Raw genomic sequence first — 17074 nt, forward strand, 5'->3', positions numbered from 1 at the left:
GCCCGTGCGTTATTTCCGTCGAGCCTTCAATAGGTAGATATCCATGATCCAGCCATGTTCGGCGCGGGCCCTCGCCCGGGTCTTAAGGATGTTCTGCGCAACCTCATCCAGCGGGCCACTGATCAGAACCTCCTCTTTCATACCCACATAGGCGCCCCACCAGATGTCAAAACCTGCCGTATCAAGGGTTTGGAACGAGCATTCGCCGTCGAGCATCACCGCGACGTTCGTGGCCGCATCAGGCCAGCCTTCGTCCCGGATACGACGACCGGTTGTAACAACGTAAGGTGCGCCCAGATCATTGATCGGAATCGCATGGGCAGCGGTCAGCGCCTGCAACGCGGTGATGCCTGGGATAACCTTGGTATTTGGTTGCGGGTCCAACCGTGCAGCAATGCGCAGCGAACTGTCATACAGGGACGGATCGCCCCAAATCAGCAGCGCAATGTGCTGCGCCCCGGGGTGGGCCTCGATCGCCTCTTGCCAGCGCAGCGCAATGGCGTCGTGCCATTCGTCCACGCCGTGCAGATAGCCATCGTCCGCCCGGCGCCTGGGGATGTCAAAATAGGCTATCCTTGGCGGTGTCTCAGTTACCCGGTCGATGATGTCCTCACGCAGCCCCGCCAGATCGGCCTTGTTCTCACCCTTGCGGGGGATCAGGATCAGATCGGCCGACCGGATCGCCTGCGCGCCCTGAAAGGTCACGTGATCCGGGTTGCCGGTGCCGATGCCAATCAGGCTCAGGTCAATCATCTTCGAACTCCGCCAGCGGCCCGTAAAGGATCAGGGCCGGAGCTGTGCCAATCTCGGATTTCAGCTGTTCGGCCAAAGCACCGATGGTGGTGCGCGTCAGCTTCTGATCCGGGGTCGAAACAGATTCGGCCATCAAAGCAGGCGTATCCAAAGGCAGGCCGTGTGAATGCAGAGCTTCTGCCAGAAGCGGGAAAGTACGTTTGCCCATGAATACGACGGTGGTGGCCTGAGGATCGGCCAGTGCGGTCAGGTTCAGATCGTCCGGCAGCGCGCCGCTGACGTCATGTCCCGTCACGAACTGCACCCGCCGTGCGGTCAGACGACGCGTCAGCGGGATCCCTGCGGCCGCTGCGGCGGCCACGGCAGACGGGATGCCGGGAATGATCTCGAATTCAATGCCCGCATCACGAAGGGCAACAAGCTCTTCTTCAAGCCGCCCGAACATGCCGCCATCGCCGGACTTCAGCCGCACGACATGTTGGCCGGTCCGGGCGTAGTCCACAAGCAGCCGGCTGACATGATCCTGTTTGGGCGAGGGGCGACCGGCCCGTTTGCCTACGCCCACAAGATCGGCGTCTTCACGCGCGTGGCTCAGAATTGGCCCGCTGCTGAGGTCATCAAACAAAATCGCGTCGGCCTTTTGCATCCTGTCGACGGCCTTCAACGTCAGCAGTTCCGGATCGCCGGGGCCCGAGCCGATGAAAGACACAAATCCGCTCATGCCGTTGCCTCCGCGATCAGGTGAAAGAACGTACCGGTGACATTGCCGCGAACGGAGCCGGTCTGAGGTCCCTCTGCGCCTTCGGCATCAAACACACGGGCCAGCGGCGGGTCAGGCTGATCCACGATCGAGGAATAGTGAAACTCATGCCCGCGCAGCGCCGCATTCCGCGCATATCCCGGCATCGGGGCCAAAAGTTCGGCCTTGCGATAGCCCAGGTTGAATTTGCGTTTTTGGTACGACGTCACCAGCCCCAGCAGGCCAGCCATTTCATGGCGCACGCCATCATTGTCGATCAGCGCATGACCCAGCGCCATGTACCCACCGCACTCGCCATGCACTGGCCGTGTCTCGGCGTGCTTACGCAGACCCGCAAGGAACGTTTGGGCAGCAGCCAAGGTCCCTGCATGCAGTTCAGGATATCCGCCGGGAAGCCAGACCAGATCGGCATCCGCCGCCGGGGCTTCATCGGCCAGTGGCGAGAAGGGAAGGATCTCGGCCCCAGCGGCGCGCCAGCCTTCCAGCAAATGTGGGTAAGTAAAAGAAAATGCCGCATCCCGTGCCAGCGCAATCCGTTGGGCCGGAGGGCGCGGCAGCGCGTCGGACGATGGCCCAATGGGGCCTGAGGAAGCCGCCCGTTTGATCGCTTCGAGATCCACATGTTCGCGCAGAAATGCGGCATAGCCCACAATGGCGCTTTCCAGATCCGGGTGTTCGACGGCCTGGATCAGGCCCAGATGCCGCTCGGGTAGGGTCAGATCGCCTCGGCGCGGCAGCACACCCAGAACCGGCAGGCCTGCGCGTTCCATCCCCAGCCGGGTCAGGCGCTCGTGCCGGGGGCTGGCACAGCGGTTCAGAATGACGCCGGCAAAGGGCAGATCGGGGTTGTACATCCTGAACCCCAGCGCCGTGGCCGCCGCAGACTGCGCCTGACCGCCGACATCCAGCACCAACACAACCGGCCAACCCATCCGTGCAGCGGTCTCGGCGCTGGACCCATGACCCAACTCACCCGGTTTGGCCACGCCATCGAACAGGCCCATCGAACCTTCTGCCACCACGATGTCGGCGCCTTCGGCCTGCGCGGAGATCGCGTTCAACAAAGGATCGCCCATCGCCCAGCTGTCAAGATTGAACGAAGCCCGCCCGGACGCGGCTCGGTGGAAGGCGGGGTCGATATAGTCCGGTCCGCTCTTGAACGGTTGAACGGTCAGGCCATCCTCGGTCAACGCGCGCAACAGGCCCAGCATGACCGTTGTCTTGCCCGTGCCCGAAGACGGGGCGGAAATCAGAAGGCCCGGAGGGTTAATCATCACCATGGCTCCAGCTTGACCAGGGGCTCTCGGCGCTTTGCGGGCGATAGCGGCGGTCGTAATCTTTCGAGTACAGGCAGCTTTCGTCGAAACCTTCGCCCGCCAGTGCCGGACCGACCATGATCAATGCAGTCCGCGAGATGCTGTCATCCAGTGCCTCTTTGAGCGTTCCCAGCGTCGCGCGGATGATCCGTTCATCCGGCCAGCTTGCACGATAGACCACGGCGACCGGACAGTCGGCCCCATAGGCCGGGGTCAGATCGGCAATGACATTGTCCAGATTGCCAATCGACAGATGAATGGCCAGTGTCGCCCCTGTGCGTGCGAAATTCTGCAACGTCTCGCCTTCGGGCATGGAAGATGCACGGCCCGGTGTCCGGGTCAGAACCACGGATTGCGCCAATCCGGGCAGAGTAAGCTCGGTTCCCAGAGCCGCAGCAGCCGCAGCAAAGGACGGAACGCCTGGGGTCACGCTGACCGGGATGCCCATTTCCTTGAGGCGGCGGATCTGTTCCCCCATCGCCGACCAGACCGACAGGTCGCCCGAATGCAGACGGGCCACGTCCTGGCCGGCCTGATGTGCGGCCTCAATCTCGGCCATTATCTGATCCAGATCCATTGGCGCGGTGTTCACGATCTTTGCGCCTTCGGGGCAGTGGCCAAGAATTTCTTCCGGAACCAGGGAGCCCGCATAAAGGCAAACGGGGCAGGATGCGATGATGTCGCGCCCGCGCAGTGTCAACAGGTCGGCGGCGCCCGGTCCGGCGCCAATGAAATGAACGGTCATGTCTGTCCTCCGATGGCTATGGCGCAGGTCGCCAGCCGGTCGTCTGAAATCTGTCTGGGTGAAAGCAGCCGCGCGCCCGGGCCAAAAAGCTTTCCGGCGGCGGCCAATGCAGATGCTTCGGCCACGCTCCCGGTGCCATAGGTGGCGCGGCTGCGGGTCGAGCAGGTGAGTGTGCGTTGACCGGCCAGATCGGCGGCGGCAACGAAATGAAGGGGAAGCGACAGTTCTTCGGCAAAGGTTGTCAGGGCCGAATGACCTTCCTTGTCTGCAACGGTTGCCAGGGCGGCGACATCGTGGTTTGCGGCCGCCGTGTCAAATACGGCGCGCAAGCTGTCAACCGTGGCGGCGGAGGAGAATCCCAAACCGGCAACGATCATAGCGTCACGCTCCACTGCACGACCGGATAGGCGGATTTCCAGCCACGGCGCGGTCCAAGCGGCGCCGACTGCGCGAGTTCGATCCGCAGAAGCTCTCCGCCCAGCTTCTCATGCCACCGGGCCAACATGGCCTCGCTTTCCAAAGTCACGGCGTTGGCAACCAGGCGGGTGCCGGAAGGCAGGCGCTGGTGCAGCCAGTGCAGCAGGTCTGGATCAAGCCCCCCTCCGATGAACACCACGTCGGGCAGTTCCAGCCCCTCCAGTGCAGCGGGCGCGGTGCCATGGATGACGTTCAGCCGATCCTGACCCAGTGCATCAGCATTCCGACGAATGCGCTCAGCCCTGTCAGCGCGGGGTTCTATGCTGGTTGCGGTCAGGGTCGGATCGCACATCAGCCATTCAATGCTGACCGAGCCTGTGCCCCCTCCGATATCCCACAGGTGCTCGCCCCGTTGCGGGGCAAGCGCCGAGAGTGTCAGCGCGCGGATCGGGCGTTTGGTGATCTGGCCGTCCGTCTCGAAGATGTGGTCCGGTTTGCCAGACGCCTTGGAAAGGGCAGGTCCTGCACCGGAAACTTCAAGACCAACGCAGACCGGATGGTCGAACGTACCCAACAGCGCCTCTGTCAGCGTGACTGTTTGGGTGTTTTCGCGCGGGCCACCTAAGGCCTGCATCACATGCAGGGCCGAGTCGGCAAAGCCTGTCTCGGTCAGATACCGTGCCAGTTTCGCCACGGCCTTTCCGTCACGCAGCAGCAGGATCGCGTGCGCTCCCGGCGCCAAATGAGGACGCAAACGGGTCAGCGGCGCGGCGTGCAGGCCAAAGGTCAGCGTGCTTTCCAAAGGCCAGCCGAGCCGGGCAGCGGCCAGCGAAAACGTGGATTGGCCGGGCAGGGCCGTCCACTCACCGGCATCGAAATTGCGCGCAATGACAGAGCCTGCGCCAAACCAGAACGGATCGCCCGAGGCCAGAACAACGGTCTGCCGGCCACGCAATCCCTTCAGGATCGGCAGCCCATCCGAGAACGGCACAGGCCATTCGACACGCTCTGCCCCTGTTTCGGGCAGCAATGACAGGTGGCGCGGCGGCCCCATGATCACTTCGGCCCGGTCCAGCACTTGACGGCTGGTTGGCGACAGGCCATCAAACCCATCTTCGCCCAGTCCCAGAACGGTCAGCCACGGAGATTCAGACATGACAACCCTCCTGATCCTTGGCGGCACGACCGAGGCCAACGCGCTGGCCAAAGCTGTTTCGCAACAAGGGATTGCGGCTGTGTATTCCTACGCTGGACGGGTGGAAAACCCGCGTCCGCAGCCGTTGCCGGTGCGGGTCGGCGGTTTCGGCGGTCCGGAAGGTCTGGCCGCCTATATCCATGAGAACGCCATCACCCATGTCGTGGACGCGACCCATCCATTTGCGGCCCGGATGAGCCGGAACGCGATCGAGGCATGCACCGCGACGCGGACACCTTTGGCCGTGTTTACCCGCGCGGCCTGGGTGTCGCAGCCCGGCGATATCTGGCACCGCGTGCCCGACATCGCTGCCGCCGTCGATGCGCTTGCAGGTGATCCGCAGCGTGTGTTCCTGGCTGTCGGTCGTATGCATCTTGAAGACTTCGCTGCCCAGCCCCAGCATTACTACCTGCTGCGCCTTGTGGATGAGCCCGACACTTTGCCCTTGCCAAACGCAGAGGTGGTCGTCGCGCGAGGGCCGTTTACCGAAACTGACGACCGGGCGCTGATGCAACGCCATGGGACGCAGCTGGTCGTGTCCAAGAACGCTGGCGGCACGGGAGCGCGCGCCAAGCTGGACGCGGCGCGGGCGCTGGGCCTTCCCGTGCTGATGATCGACCGCCCGGTTCTGCCGAAGCGGACCGAGTTTTCGCAGGTCGCACAGGTTCTGGACTGGCTGGTTCATACCTGATCCTCACCAGGGGTGAAGCGAGGGGTGTAAACGATGGATGCGCCATCGCGCTCGATGACACGCGTGCGGGATGACCCCACGATCACCACGGTCTGCATATCCGCCATCTCGGGCGTGGCCTCGGCCAGTGTGGAAATCCGGATCGCCTCATCCGCTCGTGACACGGCGCGTGCAAACAGGATCACCCGCTCGGGTTCACATTCTTCGCGCAAGATTTTCAGCGTTTTTACAAAGCCTTCCGGGCGGGATTTCGAGCGGGGGTTGTAGAAGGCCATCGAGAAATCCGCCTGTGCAGCAAGGCGCAGGCGTTTTTCGATCAATGGCCATGGTTTGAGGTTGTCGCTGAGGTTGATGGCGCAGAAATCATGCCCCATCGGGGCACCCGCGCGCGCGGATGCAGCCAACATCGCGGTGATCCCCGGCAGCACATCGATCTGAAGGTCTCGCCATTCCGCAGGGCCATTCTCCAACGCTTCGAACACAGCCGCCGCCATGGCAAACACGCCGGGATCGCCCGAGGATACAACGACCACCCGTTTGCCATCGGCAGCCATTTGCAGCGCGTGTTGCGAGCGGTCGATTTCAACCCGGTTGTCACTGGCGTGCAGGGTCAGGCCGGGGCGGTCGGCCACGCGCGCCACATATGGGATATAGCCCACAACATCGGTGGCTTCGGCCAACGCGGCTGTTACTTCTGGTGTAACAAGCGCCTCGTCACCCGGCCCCAGACCGGCAATCTTTACCCAGCCGCTCATGGTCGCCGCCCCTGACCGTGCACGACGATGATCGAGAAATACGGGGTGATCTTCTCGCAGGCTTCGGACAGCTTGGTCACCGTCTGGTTCGGCATCTGCGCATATTCCACGATCCACGCCCGGTCATACAGGCCAGCGGTCTTCAGAGCGCGCTTCACCTTGTCGATATTGCGTCCGATTTTCATCACGACCAACGCATCGGTCAGAGCCATGCGTTCCGCCAGCGTGTCTTCGGGCAGGGTGCCAACCAGCACGGTCAGCACGTCATCACCCCAGGTGATCGGGTCGCCCGTGGCCGTCCACGCACCGGACATGCCGGTGATGGCTGGCACAACCTCGACCGGAGCTTCGTCACGCAACCGATTGTAAAGATGCATGAACGAGCCGTAGAAAAACGGATCGCCCTCACACAAGACCACCACATCCTCGCCCTGTTCCGACAGCGTCTTCAGGTGTGCTGTACACTCTTCATAGAATGCGGCCAGCAATTCGTTGTAGCGCGGGTCTGTCACCGGGATCTCGGTGGTCACAGGGTATTCCATCGGGAATTCAATCGCGCCTTCGGGGATCATCCCGTTGACAATTTTGCGGGCCTGCCCGCTGCGACCCGGTTTGCGAAAGAATGCCACATGCTTGGCGTTGCGCAGAAGGCGATCAGCCCGGACGCTCATCAAATCCGGATCGCCGGGGCCAAGGCCCACGCCGTATATGGTACCCATTTTCATTCCGCCCGGCTTGCGATGGCGTTGATGGCTGCGACAGTGATGGCGCTGCCACCCAGACGGCCTTTGACAATGCAGGAGGGGACGGGTTGCGCCTGCCACAACGCGTCTTTGGATTCCACCGCGCCGACAAAGCCAACCGGGCAGCCGATGATCGCGGCAGGGCGCGGGCAATCCGGGTCTTCCAGCATGTTCAGCAAATGGAAAAGTGCGGTGGGCGCATTGCCGATGGCGACCAGAGCACCTTCCAGATGCGGCCGCCACAGCTCCAGCGCCGCGGCGGAACGGGTGTTGCTCATCTCAGCGGCCAGCGGGCGCACGCGTTCGTCATGCAGGGTGCAGATCACCTCGTTATCGGCAGGCAGGCGAAAGCGGGTGACACCTTCGCTGACCATGCGCGCATCGCACAGGATCGGTGCGCCATTTTCCAATGCGGTACGGGCCTTTTGTACGAAGCCGGGCGAGAAATGCACGAACTCTTCCAGCCCGACCATACCCGCGGCGTGGATCATGCGAACGGCAACCTGTTCTTCATCGGCATCAAACCGGGCCAGATCAGCCTCTGACCGGATGGTGGCAAAGCTTTCCTTGTAGATCGCCGCGCCATCGGTTTCGTATGTATAGGGCATCAGGTGAAGTCCATAGTCATGAGTGTTTCCGGGTCGAGCCCGCGTTGGCAGGGCTCATCCCCCGCGCGGCCCTGTTTTACAAGATCAAATCGTCCGTTTGCGCCCACCAATGTGATGTCGGCAGGACCCATGCGAGCGCATCCCTTGCCACAGCCCGAAACATGGAGGCGTCCGGAAACCCGCACAGCCAACGCCCGGGCGATGTCGCGCGTCTCGGCCTGCGCCTGCGGGCAGAACGGTGCGCCGGGGCAGGCGTCGGTGGTCATCAACGGATCGGTGCCATCTTCGACAAAGGCTGGGGCGGGTATCGCCGCCCCGCCTTCCAGCAGGATCAGCCGCCACGGGGTGACGCGCAGGGCGCAAGCTCCGCCGTCCTCGATCAGGTCATACAGCTTGCGCGCAGGCAGCGACCCAAAAGCCGCGCCGTAAAGGGCACCCAGTTCGCAGGGACCCGGTTGAAGCTTTGTGCCAACAGAACCGGGCGCACATCCTTGCCATTCCTGCGGCAGGGCGTCGATGACACGCGCCATGCGGCGTGTCTCGGGCGTGTAGGTTTTGGCAAACCACATTGCCAGCGCGATCACGTGGTCAATGGCATCGGTCTCGGTCACGCTCCGCCCGGTTTCGCACCCGTCAGCGCGCAGGATCAGGCCGTCTGCACCGGTTTCCAGACGAATATCAGCCGAATCCGAAGCCAGCAGACGTTCGGGGCCGGTGTCGATTGCAAAGCCGAACTTTGCCGGCAGGGCCGGCAGCTCCGCAAGCCGGTCAATCAGTTCATGGGTCAGCCGAGCGGTCAAATCGCCCGCCTGATAGAGCGGTGTAACCAGAATATTGCGGCGTATTTCGATACCGGGTTCCGCATCCAGCAGGTTCAGCGCGGCAAGCTCTTTGAGCAGAGGCTGATGGTCTTCCTCTTCCACGCCCCGCAATTGCAGATTGGCGCGATTGGTCAAATCGATCGAGCCGTTGCCAAAGCGGTCCGCCAGATCGCACAGTCCCAGTGCCTGATCGGCGTTCAGGCGCGCCAGCCGGGGCCTGACCCTGACGACCAGACCGTCACCGGACATCATCGGACGATGGGCGCCCGGGCACCAGCCCTGAACTATCGGTGCACTCATCTCAATTCCTCCAGATCAGCCCGGATAGAATTCCGGCGCGTGTTCCAAAGCCCGGCCTCCAGCAGCGCGCGGAACCGGTCCTGCATGGCCTGACGCGCCTTGGGATTGGCCTCTTGCAGGAACGCGTCCACCTCTTCGTTGCCCAGCGTGGCATCGTGGTAGAGGTCAAAAAGATGCGGTGCGACCGTGCCCGACAGATGCGCGAAAGAGGCCATGTGATCCAGCGTCGCCGCGATTTCAGCCGCCCCCCGGAAACCATGGCGTTGCATACCGGCGATCCAGCCGGGATTTGCGGCACGGGCGTGGACGACGCGGCTGATTTCTTCGCGCAAAGTGCGGGCACGCGGGTTTTCGGGGTTGGTGTTGTCCAGATGGTACAGCTGCGCGGTTCCGCCGGCGATTTTCTTGGCGGCGGCAAATCCCGCCTCGTGTGTGGCATAATCGTTGGCCAGAAGAAGATCGGTTTCGGTCAGGTCCTGCAAGTGGACAAAGCTGTCCGCATTTGCAACGCGTTGGGTGATGCCGTCCTTGTCCTGCGAGATGTGTTCGCCTTCCAACGCAAAAGAGCTGGCCTCAAGCCACGCTGCACCGGCCTGCGCACGGGCCTCGTCGGTATACACCTCGGAAAGTTCGGTCATATTGACGCCATAGCTTCCGGGCGCAGGTCCATAGACCCGCGCTGCCGGCTCCTGCCCGGCATAGGGGTTCCAGTCCGTCGCTTCATCGCGCGCGGCCAATGCGCGAACCGCTTGGCCAAACAAAGCGGACAGCGTCGGGAAAACATCCCGGAACAGGCCCGAGACCCGCAAGGTCACGTCCAGGCGCGGGCGGCTCAGGTCAGTGATCGGCAGAACCTCGATGCCGGAAACCCTCTCGGACCCTTTGTCCCACACGGGTTTGACGCCCAGCAGGTGCAGCGCCATGGCGAATTCCTCGCCCGCCGTGCGCATGGTGGCTGACCCCCACAGATCGACGATCAGCCCCTTCGGGTAATCGCCTTCTTCCTGAAGATGGCGCCGCACGAGTTCCTCGGCCAGTTTCACACCCTGAGCATAGGCCGCACGGGTCGGAACCGACCGCGGATCGGTGGTGTAAAGGTTCCGCCCGGTGGGAAGAACATCTGACCGACCACGATATGGCGAACCGGACGGGCCAGCCTCGATCCGCTTGCCGGCCAGCGCATTGCTCAGGGCCTTGCGTTCGGCATGGGCGGATGGGGCTGGGTCGAAACTGCCGGTCACATCCGGGACACGTCCATAGATGTGCAGCCCGTCGCCAAACTGGCTTTCCTTGATGTCGCAGACAAAGCGGTCGATGCGGGTGATGGCCTCGGCGGTGCAAGTAGCCTGATCGAGGCCAAGATCGCTTTCCAAACCGATGGCCTGCGCCTCATCACGGATATCTTCCTGCAAGCGGTCGCGGCGTTTGGGGTCAAGCCCGTCGGCGTTGGAAAACTCATCCAGCAGCGATTCAAGCCGAACCATCCGATCCGGCGTGCCGCTGTCCTTCAACGGCGGTGGGATGTGGCCCAGCGTGACGGCTCCGATCCGGCGCTTGGCTTGCGCAGCCTCGCCCGGGTCGTTCACGATAAACGGGTAGATCACCGGCAGATCGCCGATCAGCGCCTCGGGCCAGCAATCGGCTGACAAGGCGACCGATTTTCCGGGCAACCATTCCAGCGTTCCATGCGCGCCGATATGGATCAGCGCATCCGCACCCAACCCTTTGCGCAACCACAAATAGAAGGCGACATAACCGTGGCGCGGGGTGCGCGAGAGGTCATGATAGACGTCCTCCCGCAGCTCGGGCGTGCCGCGTTCGGGTTGCAACGCGACCAGCGCCTTGCCGCGTCGCAGGGCGGTGAAATGGAAGGCCCCATCGGCACAGGCCGGATCGTCTTCGGCCGCGCCCCATACGGTGTGCAGATCAGCGCTCAGGGTCTCGGGCAATTCCGCAAGCGCATTCAGATAATCCCCGAGCGACCACGATATCCGTGCGTCCAGAAGAGTGTTGGCAATCGGCTCGCCAGCCGCGATGTCATAGCCTTCTTCGCCAAGATCGGACAGTATCGCCTCGGCCGAGCCCAGCGCGTCGAGGCCAACCGCATGGGCCATCTGCCAGTCTTTGCCGGGATAGGTGGACAGGACCAACACAGGAATCTGATCTGCCTTGGGTTTGTCGGTCAGTGCCAGCCATCCCGATACACGATCGATGATCGCTTCGATCCGGTCCGGTTCGGGCCGATGTGCAAAGCGCGCGTATTCCAGATGCGGATCGCGTTTGCCGGGTTCCTTGAAAGACGCGATACCTGCCGAGATCCGTCCATCCACCTCGGGCAGTACCACATGCATGGCAAGATCGGCCGGGGACAAACCGCGTTCCGCCTCGGCCCAGGCATTGCGGCGCGAGGTGGCGAGAGCGACCTGAAACACCGGGACGTTTGCGGCGTCCAGAGGCGACGTTCCTGACGCGCCTTTTCCCGAAAACGAGGTGGCGTTGACAATGGCCGACGGGTTCAGTGCAACAACCTGTTCCCGCAACCAGTCGGCGGCCACAGGTGCCTTGAGAGACGGGGCAAACAGACCCACCGCCTGGAATCCACGGGCGCGCAGGCTGCGGATCAGGGCGGCGATCGGGGCGGTGTCTGCCGAGGTCAGGTAAGCGCGGTAGAAGGTGACGAGGATTCGTTTGGCCTTGCCTTCGAACGCGGTTTCCACCGGGATTACGCCGCGATCCGGACACCACGCGCCACATTCGGGCAAGGTCTTGGCGCCCATCACCGGACCGGCATAAAGCCCCGCCGCCAAAGCCATCTGCGCCAGCGCCGCCTGTGCCGCGACCTCGCCGCCGGTATCGCACAGATGCGCTAACCGCCGCAGGGTCGAGACCGGCAGGGTGGAATAGTCATCCAGCCGCGTATCCTCGCGCCCGTCGGCGGGCAGAACCGCCAGCGCGATGCCCCTGGCTTGTGCCAGCGCCAGAACCTGCTGCAACCCATAAGGCCAGTAGGGCACCCCGCCGATCAGCCGGATCAGAATGCCCTTGGCGCCTTGAAGCGTCTGTTCGACATAGGTATCGACCGACAGCGGGTGTTTCAGCGCCGTCAAATTCGCCAGCCGCAGGGTTGGCGTTCGCCCATCCGGTCCGCCACCACGATGCCAGCCCGCCGCGAAAGCGCCAAGGTCGCTGTCCGAGAAGGACAGCACCACCAGATCCGCCGGGCTCTGGCCCAGATCGGTCGGGGTCTCAGTTTCCTCGAGCCCGTGGCTTTCGCGAAAGACGACGTGCATGGCTTACTCGGCAGCCTCACGCACACCCACGAGGATTTCGCGGATTTCCGCCTCTTTGATATCGTCATGCTCGGCGATCACCACCAGGCGCGAGCGGCGATCCTCGCCGGGTTCCCACGGGCGGTCATACTGGTGACGCACGCGCGCGCCCACCGCCTGAACCAGCAGGCGCATGGGCTTGCCCTGAACGGCGGCATAGCCTTTGACGCGCAGGATGTTCAGTTCATTGGCCAGACGTTCGATATTTGCGACCAGTTGGGCCGGATCGGTCTGCTCGGGCAGCTCGACGATGATGCTTTCGAAATCGTCATGCTCGTGATCGTGATGGCCGTCGTGATGCGAGGGCCGGGCGTCCATGTCATCCTCGGCGGCGGCCTCCAAACCCAATACGACGCGCACGTCCACGGCACCTTCGGCCACTTCGACGACGGGCAGGGGGCGTGGCGCCTCGGCGGCGATGATCGCGCGCGCCTTGGCCACGCCTTCGGGGCCTGCCAGGTCGGGCTTGGTCAGCAGGATGATGTCGGCGCAGGATATCTGATCCTCGAACACTTCGGACAGGGGCGTTTCGTGATCGATCGAGTCATCGGCCATGCGCTGGGCATCCACCGCTTCGACATTGGGCGCGAAGCGACCGGCGGCCACCGCCTCGGCATCGGCCAAGGCGATCACGCCGTCCACGGTGATCTTCGAGCGGATGTCGGGCCAGTCGAACGCCTTGAGCAGCGGTTTCGGCAGGGCCAGACCGCTGGTTTCGATCAGGATATGATCCGGGCGCGGCTCCAGCGCCATCAGGGCCTCGATGGTGGGAATGAAATCATCTGCCACGGTGCAGCAGATGCAGCCATTGGCCAGTTCCATGATGTTTTCCGCCGGGCAATCAGGAATGGCACAGGATTTCAGGATGTCGCCATCGACGCCCACATCGCCGAACTCGTTGACCACGACAGCAAGGCGCTTGCCCTGTGGGTTCTGCATCAGGTGACGCACCAAAGTGGTCTTGCCCGAGCCCAGAAAGCCGGTGATCACTGTGACGGGGAGTTTTTCGAGGTTCGACATGTCAGGCTCCAATCGGGGGAATGCGCGAGGCACAGTTCTTGCGAAAATGTTCAGGGCGTTCGCGCCATTTCACCAAGCCATCTTCAGTGGCCAGATACTTGGTCGCGCCGTCGACGATGACGTCGACATGATCTGTTTCGTTCAGGTTTTCATAGACGAAGGTCCAGCGGCCCGGTCCGCGCAACACGATTGAACAGCCTTGATCACAGTTTGACAGGCATTCAACGGCTTTCAGGGTGACACCGTCGGGCAGGTCCGCCTGTTCCAGAGCCTTGTGCAACAAAGCGCCCGGGCGTTGCGCGTCATCTTCGACAGGCAGGCCGCGACGGCAGGTGGTACAGACCAGCAACTCGACTGGTGCGGTCTCGGTCATGTCTCTCATCCCCCCAAATCCTCTTCGCGGGGGACGGGGTTTCATGCGGGCCACGGATGGTCATGGACCCGACACCGGAACACCCCGCCCGGTTTCAACTTCGGTTGTTGGCAGGTCTCCCGGCTTGCGGATGCCAGAGGCGGGCCTCTGTCGGATGTCCCGCCTTCCCGGCTTTCGGGCCAGTGGCATTGGGCATCCTCTCCGTTCACGGTCGCGGGGGCGGCTGCGTTTGGCGGCAAGACCGTTGACGCATTCCCTTTTCATCGGCTGTCACCGACACCAACGAAAGGGACATGCGGCACCGCTGGCCTGCTTGTCAAGCGAGTCGCGCGCAACAATGATGCAGAGGCATGGAAAGCGACCTGTGGGCGTCGATGGGCGGCATGTTGTGCCGGGGTCCAGCCTGAGATGAGCCCAGCGACCAGCGATGACTCAGCAAGGGTCGTTCATTGTGATGAACGGGTGCCTCGACTGAACCTGTCCCGATGATGGGAAAAGACCGCCGAACACCTCGGATCCTCGTGCGCTAATAGATGACGTTGATCATGAGCAGCGAGACGACCAGAAACAGCGCCGTCATTATTCCGCCGGAGCGGACGAAATCCATCACCTTGTATCCGGCCGGACCCATGATCAACGCGTTTACCTGATGGGTTGGGATGATGAAGCTGTTCGAGGTCGATATCGCGACCGTCAGGGCAAAGACGGCCGGGTTTCCACCCGCCGCCACCGCAATCGATACCGCCAGCGGCACCAGCAGAACCGTCGCCCCCACATTGGACATGACCAAAGAAAAGGCCGTCGCCAGAATGGCGATGCCGGTTTGCAGCGACCAGAGCGGCCAACCGTCCAGAATTATCATGATCTGCTGCGCGATCCACGCGGCCGTGCCTGTGTTCTGCACGGCTTGTCCCAAAGGTATGAGGCAAGCGAGCAGGAATACGGTGTTCCACCCGACCGCGCGGTACGCCTCGTCCACGCTGAGCACACGGGTCAGCATCATGCCCACCGCGCCGGTAAGAAGACAGAGTGAAAGCCGGACATCCGTGAACAGGATCAAAGACAGCGAAATGGCGAAGAATGCCAGGGCCCAGCCGACTTTTTGCGGCCTCAGCTCGTCCTGGGGAAAGTCCGTTGTCACAACGACGAAATCCGGATCTCGTTTGATCCGCATCAGGTTGTCCCACCTGGTATGTGCCACAAGCATGTCGCCCGCCTGAAACTTTTCGAGCCCGATCTGAGTGGATTCGTGATCCTCGGTCTCGACATGGCTCAGCGTCTCTTCGCCGCGGTGAATGGCAAGCAGCGACATCCCGTAGGTCTTGCGAAACAAAAGCTCGCGGGGGCATTTGCCGATCAGCTTGCTGTCGGGCGTGACGACCACCTCGGCCACGCCTGCATTGGTTGGGGCGAACTCTTCGACGAAAATGTCCAATTCCGGAAGAACGGTCAGCCCGTATTTCTCGGCGAATTTCTCGACCTCCCAGCGGCGGCCTACGATGGCCAGCCGGCACGGAGCCGCAATTTCCGCTGTCAAAACCTGAACCATCGAGGTTTTACCGCGATAGAAGGTGGAAATGATGTACAGGTGGTTTTCGTGGTTGATGTCGGCCAGAATCTCGCCGACCAATGGGCTGTCCTCGGGCACCACGACTTCGAACACGTCGGCTTTGAGGCCGTAGACCCTTTGCAGGTATTCCTGTGTCCCTTGTCCGGTACCCGTATTGTCGGGCCCTTCAGCCTCGGGCAAAACCCAGCGTCCTAACAGCAGAAAGTAACCAATTCCGGTCAGAATCAGAACCGCACCGATCGGCGTGACCGAGAACAGGCCGAAGGGCTCCATTTTCTGAGAGGCCGGCAGACTGTCATTTGCCGTCAGGATCAGATCGTTCAGCAGGATAAGAGGAGACGACCCCACCATCGTCATTGTGCCGCCCAAAATGGCGCAAAATCCCATCGGCATCAGCAAGCGCGACAGCGGTATACCTGACCGCGAAGAAATTCGGCTGACAACCGGCAGGAACAGAGCAGCGGCGCCGACATTTTGCATGAACGAGGATATGACGCCAACGGTGCCGGAAATGATTGGTACAACCCTGCCTTCGGATTTGCCGCCGTATTTGAGGATGACGGCAGCTACCTTGTTCATGATCCCCGTCTTGTCCAGACCCGCCCCGACGATCATGACTGCAATGATCGAGATAACGGCATTGGATGCGAAGCCGTCGAACAGAAGAGTAACATCCGCCAGATTTCCCAGCCCGGGCGCGTAGCTGAGCAAACCTATGAGAACCAGAACCAATATGGCGGAAAGGTCGATCCTTATGATCTCGGAAACGAACAAGAAAACGGTGAAAGCCAGAAGGGTGCAAACGACCCCCATCTCGAAGGTAAAGGCAACGTGTTCCACAATACGTCCAGAACTTTTTCTTTGTTAGATTCCTAGTTCATCCTTTCCGACTTGTCATGAAGTTTCGTTTTTTGGAGGTGTTGAGACATAATGTTGCTCAATGGTTGCGGTGTGAGCAATGCTTTCGAGAACCCCGTTTGACGAACACGTCAGAAAGAAGGATTGGCCAAATTGCATGAGGAAGCCAGCACGTTTCGTGCGGGCGCGATGCCGTTCCAACCAAGTCGAAGCAGCACAGGTAAAGGCAGGTCAATTCCAGCCACGAACAACAGACAATCCGACAGCTTTGTTTGCAGCACCATTCTGCCGCTGCCTGAACCGCGCAAAGGACCGGCTTGGCCGTCCCTGATCGCAAACTGCCCACTAGAATGGTCTTCACCTAACCGGGCCGGACCAATAGTTCAGGTCAACAATTCTGATCGTTCCGAGGTGAAGATGCCAAGGAAGCGCGTCGGGGTGTTGCCTGAACGCAAGCTGGCGGCATATGCACAGAATGCTCGCAGTCGGATTGAACAGAACAAGATCGCAACACGAAAAATCCAATAGTTGGTTGGATATTGGACCTCGAGGAGAAAAAATACCGTAAGTCATTGGAGGTATTGGAGGCGAGTACCGGAATCGAACCGGTGTACACGGATTTGCAATCCGCTGCGTCACCACTCCGCCAACTCGCCTTTTCAAGTAAAATCAAATACTTGTCGTGGTGTGCGTGGGGTTTTAGCAGCTTTCCCAAGGGGCGTCCAGAGGATTGCGCGCATTTTTGACGACGAGATTGAAATTTGATGAAGCCCGTAAACACAAACGCACAGGCGCAGGGGGGTTGCGTCAACAGGGCCGT

The 17074-nt window shown here is 61.7% G+C and carries 15 protein-coding genes, 1 tRNA gene and 1 riboswitch; of the genes, 1 reads left to right on the plus strand and 15 read right to left on the minus strand.

Annotated features, from left to right (window positions below; translation table 11 throughout):
- Positions 1–9 precede the first annotated feature (9 nt).
- From cobF to cbiE, 6 genes are read right to left on the minus strand one after another with little or no spacing between them, the layout of a single operon-like run.
- Positions 10–753 carry a precorrin-6A synthase (deacetylating) gene (gene cobF / locus AC2FNN_RS04260; protein WP_496756840.1) on the minus strand — a complete coding sequence of 248 codons (744 nt, stop codon included), beginning with the start codon at positions 751–753 and terminating at the stop codon, positions 10–12.
- Entirely contained in the window at positions 746–1474 is a 729-nt protein-coding gene (gene cobA, locus AC2FNN_RS04265; protein ID WP_496756841.1) for a uroporphyrinogen-III C-methyltransferase, read from the minus strand. Before cobA ends, cobF begins: the two co-directional genes overlap by 8 nt.
- On the minus strand, positions 1471–2793 hold the full coding sequence (locus AC2FNN_RS04270; protein ID WP_496756842.1) for a cobyrinic acid a,c-diamide synthase CobB: 1323 nt from the start codon (positions 2791–2793) through the stop codon (positions 1471–1473). The genes cobA and AC2FNN_RS04270 overlap by 4 nt, the downstream gene beginning before the upstream one ends.
- On the minus strand, positions 2780–3574 hold the full coding sequence (cobM, locus tag AC2FNN_RS04275) for a precorrin-4 C(11)-methyltransferase (protein WP_496756843.1): 795 nt from the start codon (positions 3572–3574) through the stop codon (positions 2780–2782). Before cobM ends, AC2FNN_RS04270 begins: the two co-directional genes overlap by 14 nt.
- On the minus strand, positions 3571–3951 hold the full coding sequence (locus tag AC2FNN_RS04280) for a cobalamin biosynthesis protein (protein ID WP_496756844.1): 381 nt from the start codon (positions 3949–3951) through the stop codon (positions 3571–3573). The genes cobM and AC2FNN_RS04280 overlap by 4 nt, the downstream gene beginning before the upstream one ends.
- Positions 3948–5147: a precorrin-6y C5,15-methyltransferase (decarboxylating) subunit CbiE gene (gene cbiE / locus AC2FNN_RS04285; protein ID WP_496756845.1), complete on the minus strand. Its 1200-nt coding sequence runs from the start codon at positions 5145–5147 to the stop codon at positions 3948–3950. Before cbiE ends, AC2FNN_RS04280 begins: the two co-directional genes overlap by 4 nt.
- Here cbiE and AC2FNN_RS04290 point away from each other — a divergent pair.
- Positions 5146–5877 (plus strand): cobalt-precorrin-6A reductase, encoded by a 732-nt coding sequence (locus tag AC2FNN_RS04290; RefSeq protein WP_496756847.1) that lies wholly within the window; start codon positions 5146–5148, stop codon positions 5875–5877. The two genes, cbiE and AC2FNN_RS04290, sit on opposite strands and share 2 nt — an antisense overlap.
- On the opposite strand, the gene cobJ is transcribed toward AC2FNN_RS04290, so the two are convergent.
- From cobJ to AC2FNN_RS04335, 9 genes are all read right to left on the minus strand, one after another.
- Positions 5868–6632 (minus strand): precorrin-3B C(17)-methyltransferase, encoded by a 765-nt coding sequence (gene cobJ / locus AC2FNN_RS04295; protein WP_496756848.1) that lies wholly within the window; start codon positions 6630–6632, stop codon positions 5868–5870. The two genes, AC2FNN_RS04290 and cobJ, sit on opposite strands and share 10 nt — an antisense overlap.
- On the minus strand, positions 6629–7357 hold the full coding sequence (locus AC2FNN_RS04300; protein WP_496756850.1) for a precorrin-2 C(20)-methyltransferase: 729 nt from the start codon (positions 7355–7357) through the stop codon (positions 6629–6631). Before AC2FNN_RS04300 ends, cobJ begins: the two co-directional genes overlap by 4 nt.
- Entirely contained in the window at positions 7354–7983 is a 630-nt protein-coding gene (locus AC2FNN_RS04305) for a precorrin-8X methylmutase (RefSeq protein WP_496756851.1), read from the minus strand. The genes AC2FNN_RS04300 and AC2FNN_RS04305 overlap by 4 nt, the downstream gene beginning before the upstream one ends.
- The gene (locus AC2FNN_RS04310) at positions 7983–9104 is read right to left on the minus strand and encodes a ferredoxin-like domain-containing protein (protein WP_496756852.1); all 1122 of its coding nucleotides are present in this window, start codon (positions 9102–9104) and stop codon (positions 7983–7985) included. The genes AC2FNN_RS04305 and AC2FNN_RS04310 overlap by 1 nt, the downstream gene beginning before the upstream one ends.
- Positions 9101–12394 carry a cobaltochelatase subunit CobN gene (cobN, locus tag AC2FNN_RS04315; protein ID WP_496756853.1) on the minus strand — a complete coding sequence of 1098 codons (3294 nt, stop codon included), beginning with the start codon at positions 12392–12394 and terminating at the stop codon, positions 9101–9103. Before cobN ends, AC2FNN_RS04310 begins: the two co-directional genes overlap by 4 nt.
- Positions 12395–12397: 3 nt before the next feature.
- Entirely contained in the window at positions 12398–13453 is a 1056-nt protein-coding gene (gene cobW / locus AC2FNN_RS04320; RefSeq protein ID WP_496756854.1) for a cobalamin biosynthesis protein CobW, read from the minus strand.
- Between the two features lies 1 nt (position 13454).
- Positions 13455–13826, minus strand: coding sequence for a DUF1636 family protein (locus tag AC2FNN_RS04325; protein WP_152457464.1), 372 nt, complete (start codon positions 13824–13826; stop codon positions 13455–13457).
- A 92-nt stretch (positions 13827–13918) separates the two neighbouring features.
- Positions 13919–14125: riboswitch (cobalamin riboswitch) on the minus strand.
- 227 nt (positions 14126–14352) lie between these two features.
- Positions 14353–16209, minus strand: coding sequence for an SLC13 family permease (locus AC2FNN_RS04330; protein ID WP_496756923.1), 1857 nt, complete (start codon positions 16207–16209; stop codon positions 14353–14355).
- A 627-nt stretch (positions 16210–16836) separates the two neighbouring features.
- A tRNA-Cys gene (locus AC2FNN_RS04335) sits at positions 16837–16910 on the minus strand.
- Positions 16911–17074 lie beyond the last annotated feature (164 nt).

The sequence above is a fragment of the Ruegeria sp. BHSA118 genome, assembly GCF_059613405.1.